At 62.0% G+C, this 23,950-nt stretch carries 21 protein-coding genes and 1 pseudogene; 17 read left to right on the top strand and 5 right to left on the bottom strand.

The genetic code is table 11. From position 1 onward, the window contains the following. Nucleotides 1-134: 134 nt before the first annotated feature. Nucleotides 135-1,571, top strand: coding sequence for an aspartate ammonia-lyase (locus EJ070_RS16265; protein ID WP_245464897.1), 1,437 nt, complete (start codon nt 135-137; stop codon nt 1,569-1,571). A 542-nt stretch (nt 1,572-2,113) separates the two neighbouring features. Here EJ070_RS16265 and EJ070_RS16260 read toward each other — a convergent pair. Continuing rightward, nucleotides 2,114-3,183: pseudogene (locus EJ070_RS16260) on the bottom strand (NAD/NADP octopine/nopaline dehydrogenase family protein). 237 nt (nt 3,184-3,420) lie between these two features. Here EJ070_RS16260 and EJ070_RS16255 point away from each other — a divergent pair. The 9 genes from EJ070_RS16255 (at nt 3,421) to EJ070_RS16220 (ending at nt 10,143) form a co-directional block, all read left to right on the top strand. Then, nucleotides 3,421-4,392 (top strand): LysR family transcriptional regulator, encoded by a 972-nt coding sequence (locus EJ070_RS16255; protein WP_126092278.1) that lies wholly within the window; start codon nt 3,421-3,423, stop codon nt 4,390-4,392. Continuing rightward, on the top strand, nt 4,389-5,849 hold the full coding sequence (locus tag EJ070_RS16250) for an NAD(P)/FAD-dependent oxidoreductase (protein ID WP_126092277.1): 1,461 nt from the start codon (nt 4,389-4,391) through the stop codon (nt 5,847-5,849). The genes EJ070_RS16255 and EJ070_RS16250 overlap by 4 nt, the downstream gene beginning before the upstream one ends. Next, nucleotides 5,846-6,328: a hypothetical protein gene (locus EJ070_RS16245; protein WP_126092276.1), complete on the top strand. Its 483-nt coding sequence runs from the start codon at nt 5,846-5,848 to the stop codon at nt 6,326-6,328. Before EJ070_RS16250 ends, EJ070_RS16245 begins: the two co-directional genes overlap by 4 nt. Further along, entirely contained in the window at nt 6,325-6,891 is a 567-nt protein-coding gene (locus tag EJ070_RS16240; protein ID WP_126092275.1) for a peroxidase-related enzyme, read from the top strand. Before EJ070_RS16245 ends, EJ070_RS16240 begins: the two co-directional genes overlap by 4 nt. Continuing rightward, on the top strand, nt 6,888-7,040 hold the full coding sequence (locus tag EJ070_RS36285) for a hypothetical protein (RefSeq protein WP_189350545.1): 153 nt from the start codon (nt 6,888-6,890) through the stop codon (nt 7,038-7,040). Before EJ070_RS16240 ends, EJ070_RS36285 begins: the two co-directional genes overlap by 4 nt. Nucleotides 7,041-7,057: 17 nt before the next feature. Continuing rightward, nucleotides 7,058-7,798, top strand: a complete 741-nt coding sequence (locus EJ070_RS16235; protein ID WP_126092274.1) for an amino acid ABC transporter ATP-binding protein — start codon at nt 7,058-7,060, stop codon at nt 7,796-7,798. Nucleotides 7,799-7,822: 24 nt separating this feature from the next. After that, entirely contained in the window at nt 7,823-8,650 is an 828-nt protein-coding gene (locus EJ070_RS16230; RefSeq protein ID WP_126092273.1) for a transporter substrate-binding domain-containing protein, read from the top strand. 66 nt (nt 8,651-8,716) lie between these two features. Then, nucleotides 8,717-9,433, top strand: a complete 717-nt coding sequence (locus EJ070_RS16225; protein WP_126092272.1) for an amino acid ABC transporter permease — start codon at nt 8,717-8,719, stop codon at nt 9,431-9,433. A 17-nt stretch (nt 9,434-9,450) separates the two neighbouring features. Further along, a complete protein-coding gene (locus EJ070_RS16220; RefSeq protein ID WP_126092271.1) occupies nt 9,451-10,143 on the top strand; it encodes an amino acid ABC transporter permease in 693 nt (230 codons plus the stop codon). A gap of 177 nt (nt 10,144-10,320) precedes the next feature. Here EJ070_RS16220 and uxuA read toward each other — a convergent pair whose 3' ends face one another. Further along, nucleotides 10,321-11,505 carry a mannonate dehydratase gene (gene uxuA, locus EJ070_RS16215; protein ID WP_126092270.1) on the bottom strand — a complete coding sequence of 395 codons (1,185 nt, stop codon included), beginning with the start codon at nt 11,503-11,505 and terminating at the stop codon, nt 10,321-10,323. A 187-nt stretch (nt 11,506-11,692) separates the two neighbouring features. Here uxuA and EJ070_RS16210 point away from each other — a divergent pair, with 187 nt between their 5' ends. The 5 genes from EJ070_RS16210 to EJ070_RS16190 all read left to right on the top strand — a co-directional run bounded on the left by EJ070_RS16210 (nt 11,693) and on the right by EJ070_RS16190 (nt 16,012). Beyond that, nucleotides 11,693-12,430, top strand: a complete 738-nt coding sequence (locus tag EJ070_RS16210; RefSeq protein WP_245464896.1) for an FCD domain-containing protein — start codon at nt 11,693-11,695, stop codon at nt 12,428-12,430. Between the two features lie 13 nt (nt 12,431-12,443). Beyond that, nucleotides 12,444-13,229, top strand: a complete 786-nt coding sequence (locus tag EJ070_RS16205) for an SDR family oxidoreductase (protein ID WP_126092269.1) — start codon at nt 12,444-12,446, stop codon at nt 13,227-13,229. An 89-nt stretch (nt 13,230-13,318) separates the two neighbouring features. Beyond that, nucleotides 13,319-13,465: a hypothetical protein gene (locus EJ070_RS37060; protein ID WP_245464895.1), complete on the top strand. Its 147-nt coding sequence runs from the start codon at nt 13,319-13,321 to the stop codon at nt 13,463-13,465. A 523-nt stretch (nt 13,466-13,988) separates the two neighbouring features. Further along, entirely contained in the window at nt 13,989-14,789 is an 801-nt protein-coding gene (locus tag EJ070_RS16195; RefSeq protein ID WP_245464894.1) for a WecB/TagA/CpsF family glycosyltransferase, read from the top strand. After that, nucleotides 14,786-16,012: an NAD(P)/FAD-dependent oxidoreductase gene (locus EJ070_RS16190; protein ID WP_126095784.1), complete on the top strand. Its 1,227-nt coding sequence runs from the start codon at nt 14,786-14,788 to the stop codon at nt 16,010-16,012. Before EJ070_RS16195 ends, EJ070_RS16190 begins: the two co-directional genes overlap by 4 nt. Before the next feature lie 104 nt (nt 16,013-16,116). Here EJ070_RS16190 and EJ070_RS16185 read toward each other — a convergent pair whose 3' ends face one another. Beyond that, the gene (locus tag EJ070_RS16185; protein ID WP_126092268.1) at nt 16,117-17,274 is read right to left on the bottom strand and encodes a GNAT family N-acetyltransferase; all 1,158 of its coding nucleotides are present in this window, start codon (nt 17,272-17,274) and stop codon (nt 16,117-16,119) included. A 302-nt stretch (nt 17,275-17,576) separates the two neighbouring features. On the opposite strand from EJ070_RS16185, the gene EJ070_RS16180 reads away from it, so the two are divergent. Beyond that, complete coding sequence (locus EJ070_RS16180; protein WP_126092267.1) at nt 17,577-19,052, top strand: hypothetical protein; 1,476 nt, start codon at nt 17,577-17,579, stop codon at nt 19,050-19,052. On the opposite strand, the gene EJ070_RS16175 is transcribed toward EJ070_RS16180, so the two are convergent. Together EJ070_RS16175 and EJ070_RS16170 are read right to left on the bottom strand one after the other, a co-directional pair. Further along, a complete protein-coding gene (locus EJ070_RS16175; RefSeq protein WP_126092266.1) occupies nt 19,038-20,132 on the bottom strand; it encodes a glycosyltransferase family 4 protein in 1,095 nt (364 codons plus the stop codon). The genes EJ070_RS16180 and EJ070_RS16175 overlap by 15 nt on opposite strands. Next, nucleotides 20,129-21,541, bottom strand: a complete 1,413-nt coding sequence (locus tag EJ070_RS16170; protein WP_126092265.1) for a lipopolysaccharide biosynthesis protein — start codon at nt 21,539-21,541, stop codon at nt 20,129-20,131. The genes EJ070_RS16175 and EJ070_RS16170 overlap by 4 nt, the downstream gene beginning before the upstream one ends. A gap of 240 nt (nt 21,542-21,781) precedes the next feature. Between EJ070_RS16170 and EJ070_RS16165 the strand changes: the two genes are divergently transcribed. Further along, nucleotides 21,782-23,941: a GumC family protein gene (locus tag EJ070_RS16165; RefSeq protein WP_126092264.1), complete on the top strand. Its 2,160-nt coding sequence runs from the start codon at nt 21,782-21,784 to the stop codon at nt 23,939-23,941. The last annotated feature ends 9 nt before the right edge of the window (nt 23,942-23,950 follow it).

Genomic DNA, 23,950 nt, shown 5'->3' with positions numbered 1-23,950 from the left:
GCGCGTGTCGTTATCGCTTACCGGGCGTAGGACGAGCCCGCAACGACCTGCCACTACAATAAATTCAAATTATGCTGTTCAGTGAAATCATTTAAGTCTCACGTCTTTGGTTTCAAACCGCAGACAGCTTTGCCATGCTGATGTCCATCATATTGCCGGATGGAACCCGCATGCCGCACACCCGTATCGATACCGACAGCCTTGGGTCCAGACAGTTGCCCGCAGGGGCACTCTATGGGGTTGCCACGCTCCGCGGTCAGGAGAACTTTGATATTTCATTCCGCAAACTTGGGGACGCGCCGGAGCTGATCGTCGCGCTTGCACGCGTCAAGCATGCGGCAGCAGCTGCCAATCGCGACATTGGCGTGCTGCCCGCCGAAATCGCCGATGCGATCATTGCGGCATCGGAGGAAATCGAGAATGGCCGTCATGTCGACCAGTTCGTCATCGATCTCCTGGAAGGGTCAGGCGGCACATCGATCAACATGAACGTGAACGAGGTGATTGCGAACCGCGCACTCCAGTTGTTGGGAGACGAGCCGGGCCAATATGACCGCATCCACCCGAACGACCATGTCAATACCGGCCAATCGACCAACGACGTCGTGCCAACAGCGGTGAAGCTGGCGGTCTACGACAAGTCACAATCGCTCATGGACGCCTTGTCGCATCTGGTGGCGGCGCTCGAGGATCGCGCACGGGCCTTCGACGACGTGCTGAGGATTGGTCGGACCTGCATGCAGGCGGCCCAACCGATGCGCCTGGGTCAAGCCTTCGGCGGCTACGCGGCGGCAATTCGCAGGCTCGTGCCGAAGTTGATGACTGCGCGTGACGAAATGCTGGTCCTGCCCCTCGGCGGAACAGCCATTGGCACCGGTCTCGGTTCGGCGCCCGGTTATCGTATCGCCGTATACCGGCACCTGCGCAAGATCGTCGGAGCCAACGTCCGCCCTGGCGAAAACATGTTCGACGCCATGCAGAGCGCTGATGGATTCGCGCGCGTCTCCTCCGAGATTCGCATCTGCGCCGAAGTCATCGGGAAGATCGCTTCGGACTTCGTCATCCTTTCATCGGGTCCGAACAGCGGCGTGGGAGAACTACATCTTCCTTCGGTCCAGCCTGGCTCCTCCATCATGCCCGGCAAAATCAACCCTGTCCTCCCCATGATGATGCAGCAGGTGGCTTTCGCAGTCGTGGGTAACGACGCCGCCGTGTCGCTGGCATCGCTGCAAGGACAACTCGAGATCAACCATTTTGAGCCCGTCATTGCCGCTCGCCTGTTTGACTCCATTGAATTGCTGGCGAAATCGACCCGGATCTTTGCCGACCGCTGCGTTGCCGGCATTGAGGCTGACCGCGAGCAATCGCTCAAAAACCTGATGCGATCGTCAGCTCTCGCGACGGTCTTTGTTCCGAAACTCGGATACGCCAAGGTCTCGAAGCTCGTATATGCCGCGGCCAACGAGCAGCGACCGTTCATCGAGCTTGCTATCGAAGAGGGTTTGCTGACGCGTGACGAGGTGCTCGACGCGTTGCGCGAAAGCACTGACTATCGCGAGGGCACGGCATAAGCCTCCAGTCGGTGGTACCGATGGCGCCGTTGCCAAGCGTGGTGAGCTAGCGCACAGGTCGTCCCGACATCTAGGCTGGACTGCCGAAGGACAGCTAGTTACTCGGTGCGTCAGGCAGTTCTCTATGACTGCTTTTGCGGCGCAAAGCAGCCATGCTCAGCTTCTGGCGTCAAACCTTCACTTCTAAGTACTCCTCGCGCCAACGGTTGTTCCGCTATGACGCGACACGGAATACGAACGGCACCGGTTCGGAATGTGGGAAACGCTTGAAACGGTCACCCGCTACCATCGATCCCCATGCAAAATCACCAAGCGCCACCACCGTTCCCCGGTCGCATTTAGGACGACATCATGTCGTCAACAGGATGCAGACGGTGGTTATCCCAGATCGCGTCATCAACGGCCATCGCCACACGATCGGAGTTCCAATGATGTGTATGGGCCGAAGGACTTTCCTACACCTGCCGGCGCCCGAAACTCTTCATCAAAGCGGACAGGCAAGGCCACGCCCTAACGTGGCTCAGCATTTCCGCTGCGGCTAGTTAGAATCCCTCACGCGAAAGATTAACGAGGCCCGCGTCTGACCACCCTTCAACCCCGAGAGCAGGAAGAATGTCATTGTCTGCCCTGAGGTCGCGACCATAAGCCGCCGACAATATTGAAACTCCAGACTCATGGAGCATGGCCGGTTTCCCGGTGATCTTCCCCAACAGTACGGTCGGCAGCAGCCCGAACGGAACATCCTCGAGAATGTAGCGGCTTTCGATGGTTGTCGGTCCAAAGCCACCGCGGCCCTGGCGGTCCATCTCCTGGTTCATTTCCGAAACGGTTCCCATCGGAACATGGAACGATAGTGAAAAATGCTCTTTGACGGTGCGAACCGCGATGCCGAAATGGGCTGCGATTGCCAACCGCTCTGCATCCAAAGCCTCGATAAGGCGGCCGACGGCCGGGGTGACATTCCCCCCTGGCTCCATCGTTCGGCCTTTTCCATCCGTGTCAGATTAAGAAGGGCAATTCCCAGGTGGTTCTGTGGATTGAGGTTGCTGAGCGCGATCGCCAGCATCCCGTCGCGCTTGACGAAACGATCGCCGAACAAAGTCGTGCAAAGTTCGTACCCTTCATCTTGGGCTTTGAAAGGTAGCGTCGCGACGTCAAGCTTCTGGCGAATGGTAGTGACATGAACTTCGGTTGGTCCGAGTTGGCGGCCAGTCACCAGCGTTGTGCCCCAAACGACGATCGGCAACGAGGCCTTGCGTTCGGCCAACCGCTTGGAGAGATACAGCGCTGCGAATGAGCAATGCGAACTGATGATGACCGGAACTCCATCGATCAAATGGGGGACGGCGGCATCTATCACCATCTTGTGGCCGTAGGCCGGGAGCGCGATCACCACCACGTGCGCATTGGCGATGGCATCCTGGCAATCCTTGGCAATGCGCACCGGAACCGTCGCCTCTATATCCCCCGTCGCCTTCAACAACTCGCCAGCAGCCAACGCCCTGGTGCGCTGTCCCGACGGCGACCAGAGCGTTGGCAAATGCCCCGATCCTGCCAAATAAGCGGCAAGGCCATAAGCTATTGCTCCGGCGCCCAAAATACTCACGCGCATTAATATTCCTCCTGCTGCGGGCTTTATGGTTCGCCATTGCTGTCGATCAGCTTCAATTTTTCATTAGGTTCTTGCGCAAGTTGGAGCCGCATCTGCCCTCATCGGCCGCTTCCGATCGGGATTCTGGCTCTGAGCCGGCAAATGCGCAAAGCCGCAGCGAACATTCGTTTCTACTTGACATATATCAAAAACGAATGAGACGATGTCAATCATTCAGATTGCGCATGTAGGGAGAGCATGGAAACCCGAGACCTTCAGACCTTCCTTGCGGTTGCTGCCAGCGGCAGCATCACCAAGGCGGCTGACATGCTCGGTCGTTCCCAGCCTGCGGTGACACGCACCATTCAGGATCTCGAGGCCGAGCTTGGCTTCGAATTGCTGCATCGGATCGGTCGACGAGTGCAGCTGTCTGAAGAAGGAGTCGCCTTCGAGGAGGAAGCGCGGCGCCTGCTGATGTCCTTCACCGAACTCGCGGCGCGGGCCAAGATGATCGCGGCCGGCAGGGGCCGCATCCTGCAGATTGTGACGACGTCCGCGATCGGCACCGGCTTGATCCCGACGGCCCTGGCTGAGCTCAAGGGCGTCGAGCTTCCGCATGAGACGCATCTCGGGCAGTTTCTTCCCTCGATCGTCGCCCAGGAAGTGCGCAGCGGACGTGCCGAGATCGGGTTCTCAAGTCTGCCGCTCGATACGCCCGGTCTGGATGTCCTGCGGCTCTATTCGGCGCCCGATGTTGCGGCCGTGCGGGAGGACGACCCGCTGGCCAAGCTTGATGTCGTCCCGCTCTCGGGTTTTGCCGGTCGCCGCGTCGCCACGTTGCTCAATCCGCTGCGTTTTCAGTTGCATGTCGCCAAGGCCTTGGCGGCCCGGGGCATCGACACCGGCCCGGTGATCCGGACCAATACTGCCTATGGCGCCTTGCAGATCGTGCGCAAGACTGGGGTCGCGGCAGTCATCGATCCCCTCACGGCCTATGGCGTGCCCCTGCCGGGCGTCGTCATTCGCCCGCTCGATGTAACCGTTCTCTTTTATTGGGGCGTTGTGGCTGCAGCAAATCGCCCCCTTCGTCCAGTCGCACAGGCGTTGATCGATGCGGTCGAAGCGGTTGCTGAACGGTCGATCGCCGGCTTCAGGAAGCTCGATCCAGCCTTAGCCGGCCAATTGGTGACCGATCCCGCATCGGGCACAAGTCACGGAACTGGAATATGAAGCATACGCCCACCCCCGCAGGACTTGATGCACTGGAGGCACAACTTGCGCAGGATCTCGAGTTTCTCGAGCTGCCCTCCAAGCCCTGGGTCCCCAAGCGAATGCATGACGGCGTGCCGGTCCGTGACGTCGTTGTTATTGGCGCCGGCATGTGCGGACTTGCCGCCACGGCAAAGCTTGTCCTGACCGGGATCACCAATGTCGTCGCCTATGATGCCGCTCCGGCTGGACTCGAAGGTCCATGGGTGACGTTTGCGCGCATGCAGACGCTGCGCTCGCCGAAGACCCTGAACGGCCCCTCCCTTGGTCTGCCGCAGTTGACCTTCCGCGCCTGGTTCACCGCGCAATGGGGTGTTGAGGCCTGGCGGTCACTGGACAAGATCCCCAGGGGCCAGTGGATGGATTATCTGGTCTGGTACCGCAAGGTTCTTGCCCTGCCGGTGCGAAACAGCGTGCGCATGACCGGCGTCGCGCCTGTCGATGATTTGATTGCGATCGATGTCGAAGGCGCGGAAACGGGCCTGGTTCTGACCCGCCATCTCGTTCTGGCCACTGGCCGGTCCGGCCTCGGCGGTTTTGCCGTGCCCGATTTCCTCAAGGGCATCGATCGCACCTATTGGGCCCATTCTGCCGACGACATCGATTTCGATGCGCTGAAAGGCAAGCGTTTGGCGGTGATCGGCGCCGGCGCCTCTTCCATGGACAATGCCGCAACGGCGCTCGAGGCGGGCGCCGGTTCTGTCGACATGTTGATCCGGCGCAAGGAAATGCCGCGCATCAATAAGCTGACCGGCATCGGCAGCCAGGGAGTCGTGCACGGTATCTATCACCTGCCCGACGCCTGGAAATGGAAATTCTTCGACTATACTGCCTCGACCCAGACGCCGCCGCCGCGTTCTTCGACGCTTCGCGTGTCTCGCCACCCGAATGCGCGGTTCTTCCTCGACTGTGGCATCGTCGCAATAAAGGAAGATGCCGGAGGCCTTGTGGTCGAAACCACACAAGGGGCAATGCGCTACGATTTCCTGATCGCGGCAACCGGCTTTTCGAACGACTTCAGCGACCGCCCCGAATTTGCAGCTCTCGCCCCCTATATCCGGACCTGGTCGGATGGTCGATACACATCGGATATGGGACCGCCGCGTCCAGGTATGTCGGAGGCGCCGGACCTCGGTCCAGCTTTCGAGTTTCGCGAACGCATTCCCGGCTCCTACCCGATGCTGGCGCATATCCACTGCTTCAACGATGCCGCCATGCTGACTCATGGGAAGGTGTCCGGCGATATCCCAGCCGTCAGCGCCGGTGCCGACCGTCTCGTCCGGGGCATTACCGCATCGCTCTTTGCGGAAGATGTCGAAACCCACTTCGCCAATCTGATCGCTTACGACACCCCCGAACTTCTGGGTGACGAATGGGCCGATTCAACACCTCTGCTGCAGAAGGAGGCCGTGCAGTGATCGACGCAATGGATAAGGCCGCCGGTCTTTCGCCGGAAGATGCCCTTTTCGCTGCGCGGCGGTTTCGACCCGAATTCGTGCAAGGGGCTGAGGAATGTCGCCTTTCTGTAATGCGTCCGGCAAATGACCAAGGGCTGGCGCCGAATTTGCGGGTTGCTCTGGCCCGTCGCATGGCCGCCCTGAATGCCGATCCGGTCCTGATGGCTGAATATGATGTGCAGCTGGCTCAGTTCGGTCCGACGGAGCAGCTTCTGGCCTTGGCTCGAGGCGAAACGGATCTTGAGGAGCCATTGGCGACCATCGCCAAGCATGTCGACCTGATCACGCTGACGCCGAAAAAAGCAGAGGCGAGTCACATCGTGCTGCTGGCGCAGGCCGGATTGAACAACCCTCAGATCGTCGCGCTCTCCGAACTGATTGCCTTCGCAAACTTCCAGACCCGGGTTGCGACCGGCCTGCGATTGATGAGGTCGGTATGATTTCCTCGGTTCGCCTGAAGCCTCTGAATTGGCATCCCTACATCGCACCGGTCGAGCTATCCGAGGCCACGCCGGAGCAGCTCGAAGCGATGAAGGTCACGCCCTCTGCCAAGAAAGTTTCGGAATATGTGCGCACCCTCGTACATGATCCCGAAAGCTATCTTGCCCGCACGATCCTGTTCAACGCCATTATGTATGTCGAAGGCGGACTTGCCCGCCCCGATCGCGAACTTGGCGCGTTAGGCGCGTCGATGATCAACGGCTGCAAATTCTGTGCCGTCGTTCACGCTCGCCGGCATGCGGAGCTGACCAAGAGCGATGACGTGGTCACTGCGCTGTACCTCGACAAAACCGAAAACCTTGGGCCGCGCGATGCGGCAATCTACAGCTTTGCCCGCCGACTGTCGGCGGCGCCGTCGGAAGCGACGGCGGATGATATCGCCTCGCTTCGATCTGTCGGAATGGATGATGCCGAAATCATCGACCTGATCCACGCCATATCGATCTTCGGCTGGGCAAACCGGCTGATGCACGTTCTCGGCCATGCGGAGGCCGGGAAATGAAGTCGCATATCGTCACCACCATCGGGCTGGATGCCGCCAACAAAAGCCGGCCGACCCGGCAGCTGATGACAAGAAAAGGGGAACTGATGCGCAGGAATTCCTGGCCGCATGGCGATCGTCTGGCCGTCGGCCCCTCGCGCACGAAATAAAGGAACACCAATCAGAAATGCTCGAACTCAGAGATATCAGGCTGTCCTACGGAAGCACCCAGGTCCTGAACGGCGTCAATCTTTCGGTGCAACGCGGAGACGTGGTGTCAATCATCGGCCCGAGCGGGACCGGCAAGACCACGCTGCTGAAATGCATTAACTACCTGGCCAAGCCGTCGTCAGGAACCATCGCATTCGACCAGATTCGGATGGACTACCAGCGCGCCGACAAGACCGCTGTCCAGGCGATCCGGCTCCGGACAGCGATGGTCTTTCAGCAATTCAATGTCTTCAAGAATATGACAGTCCTCCAGAACGTGATGGATCCGCTTGTCGTCGTGCAGCGCAAGTCCGCGGACGAGGCGCGTGAAATCGCGCTGCGAGAGCTTGACCGGGTCGGTCTCTCGGCGAAGCGGGACAGCTATCCTTCCCAGCTGTCGGGCGGCCAGCTCCAACGCACCGGCATCGCGCGTGCGCTGGCGGTTCGTCCCGACGTGATGCTCTTCGATGAACCCACGTCATCACTGGATCCTGAGCTCGTCGGTGAAGTTCTGAAGGTGATCAAGGATGTCACGTCGTCAGGGATCACTTCGTTGCTTGTGACCCACGAGATGCAGTTCGCAAAGAACATCTCGAACCGGATCGTCTTCATGGATCGTGGCGTGGTTGCCGCCGACGGCAGTCCGGCTGAGATCTTCGATGCGCCTTCCAGCCCACGACTTGCTCAATTCCTGCAGTCAGAACTCGCTTTTCAATAACTCAACGAGAAGGGAACCTAAGAAATGTCTGCAATCACATCCAATTTTTCCCGTCGCGCTGCCCTGACTGTTGCCGGCGGCATCGCAATTGCCCTTGCAACCGCGGGGATCAGCCACGGTGAGACGGTCCGGACGATCAAGATCGCCACGTCGGCAGAATCCAAGCCGCTGGCGTGGGGCGCGATCGGCGTCGAACCACAAGGCTATGAGCCCGATCTCCTGAGGGCAATCAACGCCAAGCTGCCGCAATACAAGTTCGAGATGGAAGGCGTCTCGGACATAGCGCAGGAAACCGGCCTCGCCACAGGCAAGTACGACATCGCGGTCGGTGGCTACTACAAGTCCCCCGAGCGCGCCAAACAGTTCTTCATTCCGGAGAGCCCTATGGGTGCCAGCCTGATGAAGATCTACAGCAAAAAAGGCAGCGGCATCAAGGAAATGAAAGATCTGGTCGGCAAGAGAATCGTTCCGACCACGGCTGGCGGGGGAACCTACAAGTTCATCATGAACTGGCAGAAAGAGAACCCGCAATACAAGCTCGACGTGACGGCATCGAGCGCGGGCATCCCGTACCCGAACCGTCTGGACGAAGTTCAGAACGGCAAGTTCGACGCACTGGTCCTGCCTTCGAATCTGGGGGAGCAGACCGTCATCGAGGAAAAGAAGCTCGATATCGTGGCGTCCGAGCCAGTCTTTAGCAACAACACCTACATGCTCATTCACAGGTCAGATGAAAACAAGGTTCTGGCTGACGATATGAGCAAGGTTCTTAAGGAATTGAAAGACGACGGTACGATCGAAAAGCTCTCGCAGAAATGGTTCGGCGAGGGCATCGTCCAGTACATGAAATAACAGGGCGTCTACGACTAGGTTTGTTAGTCAGCGGCAAGGCTGAATTGCAAGAAGGAGTGTTTCAAAGTGGATGTTTCTGCTATGATTCCCGAGTTGCTCTCGGCGTTGCCGCTGACGCTCGCCATCACGTTCACGGCCATGTTGGTCGGCTTTTGCCTGGCTCTCGTCGCGACAACACTCCGGGTTCGCAGGATACCGGTGGTCAGCCACCTGACCGACATCTACGTGTCTTATGCCCGGAGTGTTCCCGTCGTCCTCCAGTTGTTCGTCGCGTTCTACGGGCTTCCCCTATTGGTGGCCCTGTTCGGTTCCGCAGATTTTTTCTCACCGACGGTCGCTGCAATGGTGGGGCTGAGCTTTTACCATGGGGGATATCTGTCGGAAGTCATGCGGCCCGCATACCTGGCCGTCGATCGCGGCCAGCATGATGCGGCAGACAGTCTAGGATACACCTTCCGCCAGAAGATCGCTCGCGTCGTGGGCCCGCAGGCGGTGCACTTCGCGTTGCCAGGCTATGGAAACTCCATCATCTACCTGATCCATAACGTTGCGCTGGTCATGTATATCGGGGCGGCGGACGTGATGGCGACCGCGCACTTGATCATGGAGCGCGACTATAACCAGTACCAGTTCGAAACCTACCTCGTCCTGGCGGTCATCTATTCGCTGATGTGCCTGATCGCGTGGCTCATCGTGCGGTTCTTCGAGCTTCGCTCACCGATGCAGGCACCGGAGGCGACGACCACGGCTCAGATCAAGAACGCGCTCATCGCGAGCGCCTGACGTAAGGGCATTCGACCGTGTTTGATACCGATATTCTACTCCAGGACTCGCAGGAAATTCTGGGCGCCGTACCCGTAACGCTCGGCATGGCTTTCATGATTTTCGTCTTGTCGACGATAGTCGGCAGCATTTTTGCACTCGTCGAATATAGACGGGTCCCGGTACTGCGGGAGTTCATCATGGCTTACAAGGTCGTCTTCAAGGGCGTTCCGATGGTCATCGTGATTTTCCTCGCCTATTTCGGTCTGCCCCTGGCATTCCAGTTCCTGCTCTCGTTGCTCGGGATCAACTTCAACGCCCACGAAACGCCCAACTGGATAATCCTTGTCATTGCAGTGACCGGCTGTGTCGCGGCGTTCCAAGCGGAGATCATCAAGGGAGCCCTGAACGCCTTCGATACCGGTCAATCAGACGCCGCCCATTCGCTGGGCTATACAAGCGGCCAACTGTTCCGACGGATCCTATTTCCCCAGGTGACCCTTACGGCAATTCCCGACCTCACGACCTCCATGATGGTCATCATGAAGGCGCTTTCCCTCGGGTTCGCCATCGAGGTTGTCGATATCTTCGCCCAGTCCCAGTTGACCGCGGCGCTGAATTATTACTACCTCGAAGCCTTCGTGATTGCCGTCGTGATCTACATGGTGATTGCCTATATCGTCACGCAGATTGCCGATAGGCTGGAACGGGCGCTGAGAGTGCGGACCTGAGCCGAAGCGTCGTCGAAAGAGCACGCGAATTCGCCGCCAGAGTCGGCGAGCTCGGTAGCCGCCGGGCTCTTCCAACCGGGGTCCGGCGGTGGCGGACCTCCGCTAGCAAAATTCTCTCCGCGATCTCAAATAGATTGCTGGCTTCAACGTTAACCAAGCCGCTCAGTCTCCCCGGACTCAAGCCAACCCAAACCGCTCGACGGCCCGCATGATGCCGCGCAGTTCGGCAAGGCCCTTCAGCCGGCCGATCAGCGAGTAGCCGGGATTGATCCTGGTCTTGCCGATGTCGTCGGCGAGCAGATGTCCATGATCCGGCCGCATCGGAATGCGCCAGTCGGCACGGCCTTCCTTCCGGCGGCGCGCCTCCTCTTGCATCAGCGCAAGGATGACATGCGCCATGTCGGTGCCGCCCTCGAGATGCTCGGCCTCGTGGAACGAGCCGTCATCCTCGATGGTGACGTTGCGCAGATGGACGAAATGGATGCGGCCGGCGAATTCCTTGACCATGGCGACGATGTCGTTGTCGGCGCGCGTGCCATAGGAGCCGGTGCAGAACGTCAGCCCGTTGGCCGGGCTGTCGACGGCGGCCAGGATAAAGCGCGCATCCTCGGCGGTCGAAACGATGCGCGGCAGGCCGTAAAGCGAGAAGGGCGGATCGTCGGGATGGATGCACATGCGCACCCCTTCCTGTTCGGCCACCGGAATGATCTCGCGCAGAAACCAGGCGAGGTTGTCGCGCAATTCCCTCGGCCCGATCGAATCGTATTCGGCCAGCGCCTCGCGAAAGCTGTCGCGGTTGTAGCTGCGCTCGGTGGCGGGCAGGCCGGCGATGAGGTTGCGCTCGATCCTGTCGATCTTCTCGTCGCCGAGTTCCTTCAGCCGCGATTGCGCCTCGGCGATGCGGGCGGACGTGTAGCCGGCCTCGGCATTGCTGCGCTTCAGCACGAACAGGTCGTAAGCCGCGAAATCGATCGCGTCGAAGCGCAACGCATAACCGGTGGTCGGAAGGCGATAGGCCAGATCCGTGCGGGTCCAGTCGACCACCGGCATGAAATTGTAGCAGATCGTCGCGATGCCGGCCTTGGCGAGCGCGCGGATCGTGTCCTTGTAGAAGCCGACATAGCGGGACCGTTCCGGCGAGCCGATCTTGATCGAGTTGTGGACGGGAATGCTCTCGACGACCGACCAGGTCAGCCCCGCCGCCTCGATGATCCGCTTGCGCTCCAGGATGTTTTCCAGCGGCCAGGCGCGTCCATCATAGATGTCGTGCAGGGCCGAGACGACGCCGGTCGCACCCGCCTGCTTGACATGATCGAGTGTCACCGGATCGTCCGCGCCATACCAGCGCCAGCACTGTTCCATCGTCGCTTTCCTTCTTCGAGAGAGCGACAACTTATTGTTGGACCACAATGAGAGTCAAATTAAAAATCCGACGCCCGCTAAGGGACAAACGCCTCACAAATTCCTGCGAAATTCGACGAAGCAGGTCCGAATCAGATTGTTTTCCCCCAAATCATACGATATTCTGGTCCAACAATTAGGAGAATGGATGTCGGAAAACTCTCAGGCCGTGCGGGACAATGCCGTCGCCCGCCGCGCCGGCGGCAGGTCCGCGGTCGATACCGCGGCCGGGCGGATCCTCGACCTCATCCGCGCGCGGCAGCTCAATGTCGGCGACGTGCTGCCGACGGAGCGCGAGCTCAGCGAGATCACCGGCGCCAGCCGCAACACGGTGCGCGAGGCGTTGCGCACCATTCGGACCTATGGGCTGATCGAGCCAAAGCCCCGCGTCGGCGCCGTCCTGGCCGACGGGCAAAGCATCGCGATCCAGAATTTCTTCGCCGCGCACATGGATGTCTCGCGCTCGTCCTTCGCCGACATCCAGGGTTTCAGGCGCATCATCGAAGTCGGCATCGGCGACCACATCGTGCTCCATGCCACGAACGAGCAGATCGAGGCGCTCGACGAGATCAATGCCCGGATCGTCGAGAGCCGCTCGATCGAGGAAGCCGCCGAGAACGATTTCAATTTCCACATGGCGCTGGTCGCGTTGGCGGACAATCGCATGCTGACGGACATCTACTCCTTCCTTTCCCCGGTGATCCTGCGGATCATGACTATCGGCAAGGAAATGCGTCCGGTGCTGGCCGACACCCGCGCCGCGCATGACGAAATCATCGCTGCGCTGCGCGCGCGCGACAGGCTGGCCTACGCCTACCTGATGAGCCGCCACCTCGATTTCGCCCTGCGATTCCTGCCGGAAGAACCGGCTTCCGACAGTGACTGAAGGAGTTCCCGCAATGAAGGATTTCGACGGCAAGGTGGTCCTGGTGACGGGGACGACCGGAATTGGCCTCGCAACCGCCAGACGCCTCGCGGCGGGGGGTGCCGCGATCGTCGCCTGCGGCATCGACCGCGCGGCGAATGCCGCGATGAGGGCCGAACTGGAAAGCTGCGAAGCCGGCGCGCTGGTCATCGACACTGACGTCTCCGTTTCCGACCAGGTCCGCGACGCCGTCGCGGCCGGCGTCGAGCGCTTCGGCGGCCTTGATGTCATCGTCAATTCGGCGGCAGTCCATCCGTACGGAACCGCGACCAGCACCGATTTCGACACCTGGAACAAGGCGATGACGGTCAATGTCGGCTCGATCTACCTGACGGCGCATTTCGGCATCCCCGAGATGATCAAGCGTGGCGGCGGCGCCATCGTCAATGTCGCCTCGGTGCAGGGTTTCGCCTGCCAGCAGAATGTCGCCGCCTACGCCACGACCAAGGGCGCCATCCACACGCTGACGCGTTCGCTGGCGCTCGACTACGCGGCGGCCGGCGTCCGCGTCAATTCGGTCAGCCCGGGCTCGATCCGCACGCCGATTCTCGAGAAGGCCGCGCGCGGTGAAAGCGGCAGCGATGCCGATGTCGAGGAGGCCTACAGGCGCTTCGGCGCCGCCCATCCGCTTGGTCGCATCGGCGAACCGGAGGAAGTGGCGGAGCTCATCGCCTTTCTGTGCTCGTCGAAAGCCGGCTTCTGCACCGGCGCGGACTACAAAATAGACGGCGGCCTGACCGCCGGCATCGGCGTGAAGTAGGACCATGAAGATCGGCCTTGGCCTCTACCGGGAGTCGCTGACGCCCGACAATTTCCGGTTTGCCCGTCAGGCAGGCGCAACGCACATCGTTGCCCACCTCGCCAACTATTTTTCGCGGGCGCGATCCTTCGCTGTCCGCGGGCGGCGAGAAGGAAGGCTGGGGCGACTGCTCCACCGACGAGCTCTGGGACTACGAGAGCGCGGTGGATGCCTACAAGACCTTCTGCATCATGTGACAGGCTGCCGGGAACGCGCCGCTGCCGCAAAGCAGCAGCCCTCCCGCGGATGCAGTTGACGAGGATCGGTGGGCCGCTCACGTCCGCACCCGGACGCACTGATCTTCCGCCGGTGAAACCAGTCGCCCCATTGGCCGCAATCGGCGACAACCGTGTCACGACTTTGCACCTGAAAAATTCAACTTCAAATCTGCAAAAAGTAAGCTGCAGTTGCGGTCGCGAGAATTCAATTAGTACAAAATTAGATTCAAAATTTACACATTAACTAATTATTAACATATCACTTAACTTTTTGTTTTTTTTACTTATGGTGGCAATGAAGGGGGTAGTTTGAATATCGGGGAGTGGGGCGAATTCTCCTATGCGAAAAGTTTTAGAAAGTTCAAAAAGAGATTTTGAACAAGAGGGCGCTACGACCGGCGCACCGGATCCGCTCCATTCCAGCCAACGTGTGACGCCTGCGAACCATGAGACCTCTCATTTTCCTCGGTTGCCGCCTCAGACTTCGACCGGGCACACGAGCGTGAGCGCCGTGGCGAAGCTGGAGGCAGCGCCATCCCGGCAGGACGTGCTTGCATTGCCGACGGTGCAGCTTGGCGGGCTGCCCATCACCGTGATCGACCGGCAGGGCGCCGCCCGCCTGATGATCGCGGCGGCGCGCCAACACCGGCACGGCAGCCGTCCGTATTATTTCACCTCCGCCAACGGCGAGGTCATCGCCCAGGCGCGCGCCAAGTCCGAGATAGCCGCCCTCTTTCGCGAAGCCGACCAGATCTTCGCCGACGGCCAGCCGCTTGTTCTCGCTTCGCGCCTTTTGTGCCGCACGCCGCTGCCGGAACGGGTGGCCACCACCGATCTGTTCCACGACGTGGCAAAGCTCGCCGAGAACGAGGCGGCAACCTTCTATCTGCTGGGATCCACGGAGGCCGAGAACGGCAAGGCCGTGGCGGCGATCCAGGCCAGTTACCCGCGCCTGCGCATCGTCGGCCACAGCCACGGCTATCTCGCCGGCGAAGCGCTCGAGAAGAAGCTCGATGAAATCGACGCGCTCGCTCCGGACATATTGTGGCTCGGCCTCGGCGTGCCGCGCGAGCAGATCTTTGTGCGCGACTTCGGGTCGCGCCTCTCGAATGTCGGGGTCATCAAGACATCCGGCGGCCTTTTCGACCATCTTGGCGGCAAGGTCCGACGCGCGCCGCTCTGGGTCCAGAAGGCCGGCTTCGAATGGCTCTGGCGCATGCTGATGGAGCCGCGCCGGCTCTTCTGGCGCTATTTCACCACCAATCCCCGCGCTCTCTATGCCCTGTTGAGGTATTCGCAATGACCGCCGAAAACTCGCTCCGTCCGCTGCCGGCAGGAACCGATACGGAGATCGCCATCGTCGGCGGCGGGCTCTCAGGCACGCTTGCCGCGACCCTGCTTGGGCGGTCCGGCTACCACGTCACGCTGATCGATCGCTATCCCGTTTTTCCGCGCGAGTTCCGCGTCGAGAAGATCGCCGGCGACCAGATCGACAAATTGCGCCGAATCGGTCTGCTGGACAGCCTTTCGGCGGCGGCCGCGGCATTCGACGAGATCGTCAATATGCGCAAGGGACGGGTGCTCGACCGCACGCGCGCCTGCCACTACGGCATTTTCTACGACGACCTCGTCGCCGCGATGCGCGCCGAACTGCCTAAGACCGTACGCTTCGTCGCCGGCCGGGTGAGCGGAGTGGAGGCTGGCCCCGAGCGGCAGCGCGTGTCGATCATCGGGCAAGAAGATGTGACGGCGCGCCTCCTCGTGCTCGCCACGGGCATGGGTGACATCCTGCGGCGCGATGTGGGTATCGAGCGCCGGTCCATCCACCAGCGGCAATCGTTGACCTTCGGCTTCAATGTCCGTCCGGCGGGCGCGAGCGCCTTCAGGCACCCTGCGCTGACCTATTACGGTGAACGCGTCTCGGACGGGATCGATTACCTGAACTTTTTCCCGGCCGGGGACGTTACCCGCGCCAATCTCTTTGTTTTCCGGGAGCACACCGACCCGTGGGTCAAGGCGCTGCGCGACCGTCCCCGGGAAACGCTCATCGAAACGCTTCCAGGACTGATCAACACCTTCGGCGATTTCGAAGTCATCGACCGTGTCTCGAGCTGGCTCACCGACATCACCGTTGCCGAGAATTGCAAACGCGACGGCGTGGTCCTGATAGGCGATGCCTACCAGACATCCTGTCCGGCCGCCGGAACGGGCGTCAGCCGGCTGCTCACCGATGTGGAACGGTTATGCATGGTGCATGTGCCGCAATGGATGGCCACGCCCGGCATGGCGGCGGCGAAGATCGCCGCTTTCTACGACGATCCGGCGAAGCTGGCGATGGACGAACACGCGCTCCAACTGGCGAATTTCCGCCGCAGTCTGACCATCGACACCGACCTGCGCTGGCGCGCGCGCCGGCAAGTCCACTTCAGCCGCCGCCGCATCCTGTATGAGATCGACAAGGTGAGCCCGAGCTTTGCCGCGAGGCTGCGCGGCCTCAAGCGACCGAGCGTAGAAGCCGTCGGTTGATCGCACCGCCACCGTCCAGGGCCGGCGCTCGACAATCGCGTCCGTCAACGCGCGATGGACGTTCGGATGCGTGACGCCTCGAGGCTTTGCGGCTACGATCTTACTCAGGAAGATTCGGCGGCCTCATCGGAGGCCGACGGAACCATGATGGGAGAAGGCTTGGCCTTCTTGACATGCGCGGCCTCCAGGATGCGCCGCGCCAGCACCTTGGTTGCCGGCATTTTCTCCACCGTCATATGCGCCGCGTAGCCGAGCGGACTCCCCGCCCGGTAGATTTGCCACATCGGTGAGGGCCGTCCGCCGAAGATGCGCTTGTAGGGTTCGTCGCCGATGGTGAAATCGAGGTGATGGTCGCCGCGCTCGATACAGTCGCGGGCGATCTGCTCGAACATCAGGCTGCCGATCGACTGCTTCCTGTAGCCGGCCTCGTCGAAGCCGCCGAGAATGACCAGGAGCGAGCCACGGTGCTCGAGCCCGAGCGCGCCGGCGATCGGCCGGCCGTTCATCCAGAATGCATAGGTGCGGGCGAAGCCGCCGCATCCCTCATTGGCCACGGCCAGGTAGAAATCGAAATAGGAGGGCAGTTGCAGAAGGTCGGCGGGACCGTTGCTGCCGTCGAAGCGTTTGCCGCGATAGAGCCTGAGCGCATCGAATGTTGTGCGGATGGCGGCCGGGCCGTCCACGCATTCGAAGCGCGCCTCCCCCATCCGGTTGAGCTGCCGCGACTTCTTGTCGAGCTCCTTGCGATACGACTGGTCCAGCCGATGCTCACGCCAGCCGGCGAATGTCGGCTCCAGCTTGCTGGAATAGGCGCTCATGCCCATGCTGTCGCGCTTGTCGATGCCAAGCAAGCGTTCCATCGCCAACGAGCGATCCGCGAGCTTGCCGATGCGCAAGAGATCGTATGGCCGCAGATGCTTGCGGATTGCTGCGACTGCGCGGCTGTCGGCCAGGATGCGTGAGAAGGTCTCCTCGTCGGCGACCGGCGACACATAGTCGGAAACCCGCATATCCGCGAATTCCACCACCTTCAGCAGCGTGTACCGGCGCCTCACCAGCGGCAGGACCATCGCAAGCTTCCCGCTCGCACGCACGCGTACGACGATGATCAGCGGCGTGGCGGCGCCTTGCCGCACGATCCTCTCATACAGTTGCGCGAGCCATATGGGATGCTGAAAAGCGGTCGCCGCCGAATTGGCGAAGAGCTCGGCGTATTCCGTCGAACGGAAATCGAACGCATCCTCGGCAGTGACTTCAAACATGTGATCCGAACCGGCTGGACAGCGGCCTATCGACGACGTCTTGCGTTTCAGGTCAAGATCGGTCGCCGGGATTGTTGGAATCTTGGTATATGCGTAAAATGCTAATGTTGCGTTGCAAAAGCGGCCGGGCGCATGGCCCTCGGCCGGTTCGGGATCGCAAGTCAAGAATTTTCGCCGTGGACGTCAAAGTCGAAGTTGGACTTTGCGTGTAACCCGGATGTAAGCATTTTTAAGCTAGTCTTTCGCTCCTCATTATCGGAACTACGAAAACCCGATTAGAAAATAGACGCGGACGGCAAGACATGCTGGCGATCGAGGTCATCGTTCCGCAATCGGCGCCGCGCCGTTGGCAGCAGGTCGCCATAGAGCGGCTGGAGGCGGACGGCCACGATGTCGCGGTTGCGCATCAGCCCGGGCCGGCAAGCTGGCCGGCCACGGCAAAAGCCGCCTTCCAGTTCGAGCAACGTCTTTTCCGCCGGCGCGGCCCTCTTCTCGGCTCCGCAGTGCAAGCAATCCAGGCCCGACCCGGCAAGCGCCCCGCTGCGCTGAGGCTCGACCTTGCCGGCGACGCGGCCCCATCGGACGTTCCGACCATCGGCCTTCGCTTCGATGGATCCAGCGCCGATCTCTCGGCCGCAATCGCCGTCGCGGCCGGCAGGCTGCCGGTGATCGAGGCCGTCCTCGACAAAAAGACGGTGGTGGGCCTGGCGCGGCCGATGGTCGACAAGCGCGAATCCACCGCACTCGGCACCGAGGACGTGTTCGCCCGGGCCGTCACCCTGGTTCAATCGGTCGCTCGCGCGTTCGCCGCCGACCGGCTGCCACGCGAGGCAATCACCGAAACCCATGGTCTTGGTGAGCGAGGCCGGTTCACATCCGCCTATCTCGGCGCAGCACTGCCACGGCTGGGCCGGGAAGCGCTTCGGCGCGCACGCTTCCGCCATGCGCACTGGCGGGTAGGCTACCGCTTCACTGATGCACCGGGCGTCGCCGACACGGGCAAGCTCGGCACCGGCTGGTCGGTGCTGCCCGACCAGGGCGATCATTTCTATGCCGATCCTTTCCCCTTTTGGTGGCGTGATCAGCCCTTCGTCTTCGTGGAAGATTATCCGCACGCGACCGGCAAGGCGGTGATCTCCGTTGTTCCCTTCGATGCGGACGGCATTCCCGGTGCGCCGCGGGTCGTGCTGGAGGAAGCGCACCACCTTTCCTACCCGCAGGTGTTCGAGCGCGACGGCGTGATCTGGATGCTGCCGGAAGCGAGCGCCAGCGGCAAGCTCACGCTCTATCGCGCCTCGGGTTTCCCGGACGGTTGGATAGCCGAGGCCGTGCTGGTCGAAGGCGAGATTTCCGACGCCACCTTGTTCGAGCATGAAGGCATGCTCTGGCTGTTCGCCACGGATCGGGATGGCCACGGAAGCACTTCCGACACGCTGGTGGTTTTCTCCGCTCCCGCGCTCGCCGGCCCATGGCGGCCACATCCGGCGAACCCGATCCTGATCGACCATCGCATGGCTCGCCCAGGCGGAGCCTTCGTCCTCGACCGCGGGGGCAGCGTCCTCCTTCCGGTCCAGGACGGAACCCTGGGCTATGGCGGCGGGCTTGGCCTGTGCGAGCTGCTGCAACTCGACGAGCGGATGGTGCGGCTCTCGCCCCCCCGATCAATCGATGCGGCCGGCGATTGGCCCTATCCGAAGATCCACACGCTCAATCGGGCCGGCCGCCTGGAGGTGATCGACGGGATTGCGGCCGTGCGGAAGCGATCAGCCAAGAAGTAGCGCCTCGTAGCCGGCGCACATCCTGGCCGGCGAATATTTGTCCCGCAGCCGCCGCCCCGCCGCCGAAAGCCTGGCCTTGGATTCTGGCCGCGCGAACAGGTCGGCGAGCCCGCTGGCCATGCCGGCGGCGTTGGCTTCGACGAACAGCGCGGCGGGTGAGCCGTCCTCCGCCGTCAGCACCTCGCGCATGACGTCGAGGTTGCTGGCCACGATCGGCAGGCCTGAAATGGCCGCCTCGACGCAGGCGAGGCCAAAGGTCTCCGTCATCGACGGAAAGGCGTAGGCGTCGCCGGCCGCGAGGAATTCGAAGATGCGCGCCGGCGGAACCTCGCCGACGAGATGCAAGCGATTCGCCACGCCGTGGCTTTCGGCAAAGGCAACGAGCGCCTCGCGCTCCGGCCCGGCGCCGGCGAGCGCGACGTGCACCTCGGGCAGTTGGTCGAGCGCCCCGACAAGGGCGATCTGGTTCTTCGTCCGTGTCAGCCGGCCCGATGAGACGGCCAGCCACACGCCCTGCGGCAGGCCGAAGGCGGCACGCGCGGCCGCCTTGTCGAATTCCCCGCCCGGCACGGGAACGCCGTGGTCAATGCGGTGGAGACGCTGCCGATAGGATTGTGGATAGCGATCGAACTGCGCCTCCGTCCAGCCGGAATTGACGACATTGGCCTGGTAGAGGCCGACCATGCCCATCAGCTTGTCGATCTGCGACAGAAGACCCATCACGCCCTTGCTGTGCGGGGCGCCGCTCTGATTTGCGACGACGTGCCTGACGCCGGCCAGCCGGGCGCCGACCGTGCCGAAGATATTGCCGTAGTGCTGATAGGTGATGACGGCGTCGGGGCGTGCCGCGCGCAGATATCGCGCCAGGCCGACGGTTGCCCGTATCTGTCCCGGCAATCCGCGCGGGCGCTCCTTGAGGACGAAATCCGCGTTCGGATCGCTGTCGTAGGCTTCGGTCTTCCGGTACATGAAGACGGTGCGCACCTCATGCCCGCGCGCCCGCAATCCTTCGCCCACCATGTCGGAGATGCGTTGCGCGCCCGCGGCCTCGGCCTGGGTCTGCACCTGGACGATCTTCACGTGCGTCCCCTCAGAAGGGCATGCGGCAACAGTCCGACCCCGTTCAGGGACAGACCAAGGATCGACGGGTTGATGCCGATTCTGCGCCGGGCGATCAACACCCCAAAGGACGTCCAGGCGATGACGGTCCCGGCAATGGCCAGCGCCGCGCCCACGGATCCGAGGTAGTAGGTTGCCACCGCGGTCACGCAAAGCCCGATGATGTTGACGACGACAAGCACCTTGAACAGCGCATGCTGGAGGCCGGTCAACTGCAGCAGGATTTCGATCGGGCCACAGGCGGTGCCGAACGTCGCCCCTATGCCGAAGATGACGAGCGTCGCCCTCATGGTCGGCGTCGCATAGGCCGGATTGAAGATGGACAGGATCAAGTTGCCGAATATCCAGAAGGATGCCAGCACGCACAGCGCAATGGCCGAGCCGCCAAGGGCGGCGAGGCTGGTGATGCGCTGCACGTGAGCCCTGTCGCCGCTGTAGAAGGCAGCCGATATCTGCGGCGCCAGCGCCTGGTTGATACCGTTGAGCGCAAGCGTCACGAAACGCGTGGTCCGATCCGCCACGAAGATTGCGCCGGCGGCCTCCGGCCCCAGGATCATCGCCACCAGCAGGGTGCTGACCTGGCCGAGCGCGGGCGGCAGCGAGGTGACGCCCCACAGGCCGAGCGTCACGGTCTTGAATTCCTGCTTTTGCCCTTCCGTGAGACCGCCGCGATCGGCCCGCATCGTGTCGCGCACCAGGATGAATGTTTGCGGGACGACCGAGAGGACGAGCAGCAGCGCCGTCAGGTAGGTCGCTGCAATCGCGTCCATCTTCACATGCATGAAATGCAAAACGAGAACGGTGCCGATCGTCGCCGCGCGCCAGATGATGTCCCGCGGCAACAAGCCGGATATGAGCGCGTTCTTGGCCCGAAAAGCGCCGGAGGTAAACTCCGACCAGCCGAGCGAGAAGGACAGCACCGCGGCCGCCACGCACAATGGGAGCCATTCCGGCGTTCCCCTGCCGATGAAGGGCAGGAATCCCACCACGACTATAAGCAGGCTGGTGGCAACCAGCCCGGCCAGCGCGACGAGAATGGCGCGGGCCATCAGCCCATGAGCCGAGGCGAGATCGCCCAGTCCGGCATATTGGGGCCAGAACCTAAGCACGGTGCTTTGCTGGCCCACCGAAGCGAAGAAAGAGACCAGGCTCGCGCCGGCGTAGGTCGCGCTGTAAAGGCCGAACTCCCGTTCGTCCGTCACCATCGCCACGGCCACGAACATGAGGAAGGACAAGCCCGCGCTGGCCAGCTTGATGATGCCGGCCACGGCGCCGCTCTTGGCAAGGGCTGTGATCGACATGCGCATGTCGGTCGCCGGGCTGGCCGCTGCCCCCTGGGCGGCCTCACGGTTCCCTGTATTGTCCTTCAACGTCGCCTCCTGAGACGATCGGCGATGGGCCTACCCAGCACCTACGACGACGCTCAAAACCCGATCCTGCATAAGCAAAATGCCGCAACCGCGCCAGTGCGAACGCTTCGCATGGTTACCGGCGGCGCCCAAGCCGAACTCATCGTCACGCCGCCACCCTTAACGGATGGCTAACGATAATCCTTAATAATGTGGAGACGAGTGAGGTCGTTAGGTCGCGGCTCCGCGCGAGGAACATTGATGAAGCCAGCCAGGATCGACGAGCGCACTCTTCCGCCGCTGTTCGACATAGGTGCCGTGTGGGCCATTCTTTGGGCGCGGCGCTTGATGGTGCTTGCCATCGCCGGCGCGGCATTGCTGCTCGCGCTTTCCTATCTTGCGGTGACGAAACCAAGCTATACCGCGACGGCCTCGATACTGATCGACCCCCGCGACACACGCGCGACCAATTTCAACAACGTGCTTCCGGGGATCGGGTCCGACAGCGCCGCCATCGCCAGCCAGGTCTTCGTCATTCAATCGCCGGACCTGCTGGGCGCGGTTTTCAAGAACCAGAAGCTCGGCAGCGACCCGGAGTTCGCCGGCGTCGGCCCGGTGTCGCGTCTGCTGTCGCTGTTCGGAGCCGGCGCGAACTCGGCGCAGGATGCCGCCTTCAAGCGCTTCCAGAGCAAGGTTTCGGTGGAGCGCGAGGGACTTACCTACGTCATCAATGTCAGCTTCACATCGCCGTCGCCGGAGAAGGCCGCGCGCATCGCCAACGCCATCGTCGATCAGTACCGGGCGGGCCTCGTCGGAGAACGCGAGACCGCCAACAGCGACGTGAACACCTTGCTGACGGACAGGATCTCGGGCCTGCAGAAGGATGTCAGCGACGCCGAGCGGGCGGTCGAGGATTTCAAGACGAAACACAACATCGTCAATTCGACGGATGGCGGCACGCTGCAGTCGCAGCTCGATCAGCTCACGGCGCAGATGATAGCCGCCCAGGGCGACGCCGATCAGGCCAAGGACCGATACAACCAGGCGCTGGCGGCTGGCAATTCGCCGGCCGGGCTCGCCAAGCTTGCGGACATTCTTACCTCGACCTCCGCCATCAAATTGCGCGACGACTACAACCAGCGCGCCACCGAGCTTGCCAGCCTGCAAACCATGTACGGGCCGCGTCACCCGACCATCGGACGGCTTCAGTCCGAACTGGAGCGGTTGAAGCGGCTCATGGCCGCCGAGGCCGACCGGATAAGGCAGCAGCTGAAGGCCAACTATGATCTTGCCGTGCAGAATGTCGGCAAGCTGCAGGACAAGCTCGAAGCCCTGCGTCAGCAGTCCACGAACTCGAACATCGCGCAGGTGCAGTTGCGGCAACTGGAATCCAAGGCGCAGGCCGCGCGCGCCGTGCTCGACGACTACCTCAAGCGCGCCCAGGAAACCTCCCAGATGCAGGGCGTGCAGACCTCCGAGGCGCGCAAGATCGGCGTCGCCTCGCCGCCTGTACAGCCGACATGGCCGAAGCCGGTCCTGCTTCTCCTGGTGAGCGCCGTTCTGGGGCTTCTCGCCGGATGCGGCCTCGCGCTGGCGCTTGGTCCGATCCCGCAGCCGGAAGAGCATCCGCAGGCGCCGAAGCATGTCGCGCCGGAGCCGGCCGTGGACAGCAAGGACAACGCGCCCGCCAGCCCCCGGCCGTTGCCGATGCCGGCCAATTTCGGCGAATACCGTCTGCCTGGCGTTGCCGGCGGGACCGCCTATTCCAACATCAAGGCGATCAGGAAGCAGCTTTTCCAGACCGGAAACGAAACGCTTTCGCTAGACGTCCTGAAGATCATGCGGCAGATGGTCCTGCACCTCAACGACCATGGCAAACCCTTTGTCATCCTCGTATCTTCGATCCGCAGCAGCTTCGAGGCGAGGATCGCGGGCGCGATGCTGGGCATCGGCATGCAACGGGCCGATCAGAATGTGCTGGTGGTGGAGATTGGCGATCATCTGTCCAGCTCGACGACGGAAGGAGCCGGATTGTTCATCGACGGCGCGACCGGTCTGCAGACGGTAGTGTGCGGCTCCGTGGCGGGGAAAGGCCCTGGCGTTGCGGATCGCAACACGTTCCGCGGCATTCTGGCCGAGGCCGGGAGCGCATTCGATTTCGTGCTCGTGATCGCGCCTTCGTTCAACGAGAACGGCTGGAATCCTGAACTCTTCGCCAAAGCCGATCTTGCCCTTCTTGCGCTCGGTCCGTCCGAGCAGGCTTCGGACGCCGCCAAGCTGCTTGCGCAGCAATTCGGCGCCGGCCAGATCGGCCGCAGCGCCACTCTCGTCGTCGCGCCGGACGGCGTCCGGCCGGTCGGAGCGGTCGACGGTCCGCGAGCGGTGGACGAACAGCGCCGCAGCTCTGCTGCCCGGGGATAAGCCATGGAG

The organism is Mesorhizobium sp. M1E.F.Ca.ET.045.02.1.1, from assembly GCF_003952485.1.
Taxonomy (GTDB): Bacteria; Pseudomonadota; Alphaproteobacteria; order Rhizobiales; family Rhizobiaceae; genus Mesorhizobium.
This window is presented reverse-complemented; position numbering and strand designations above follow the sequence as displayed.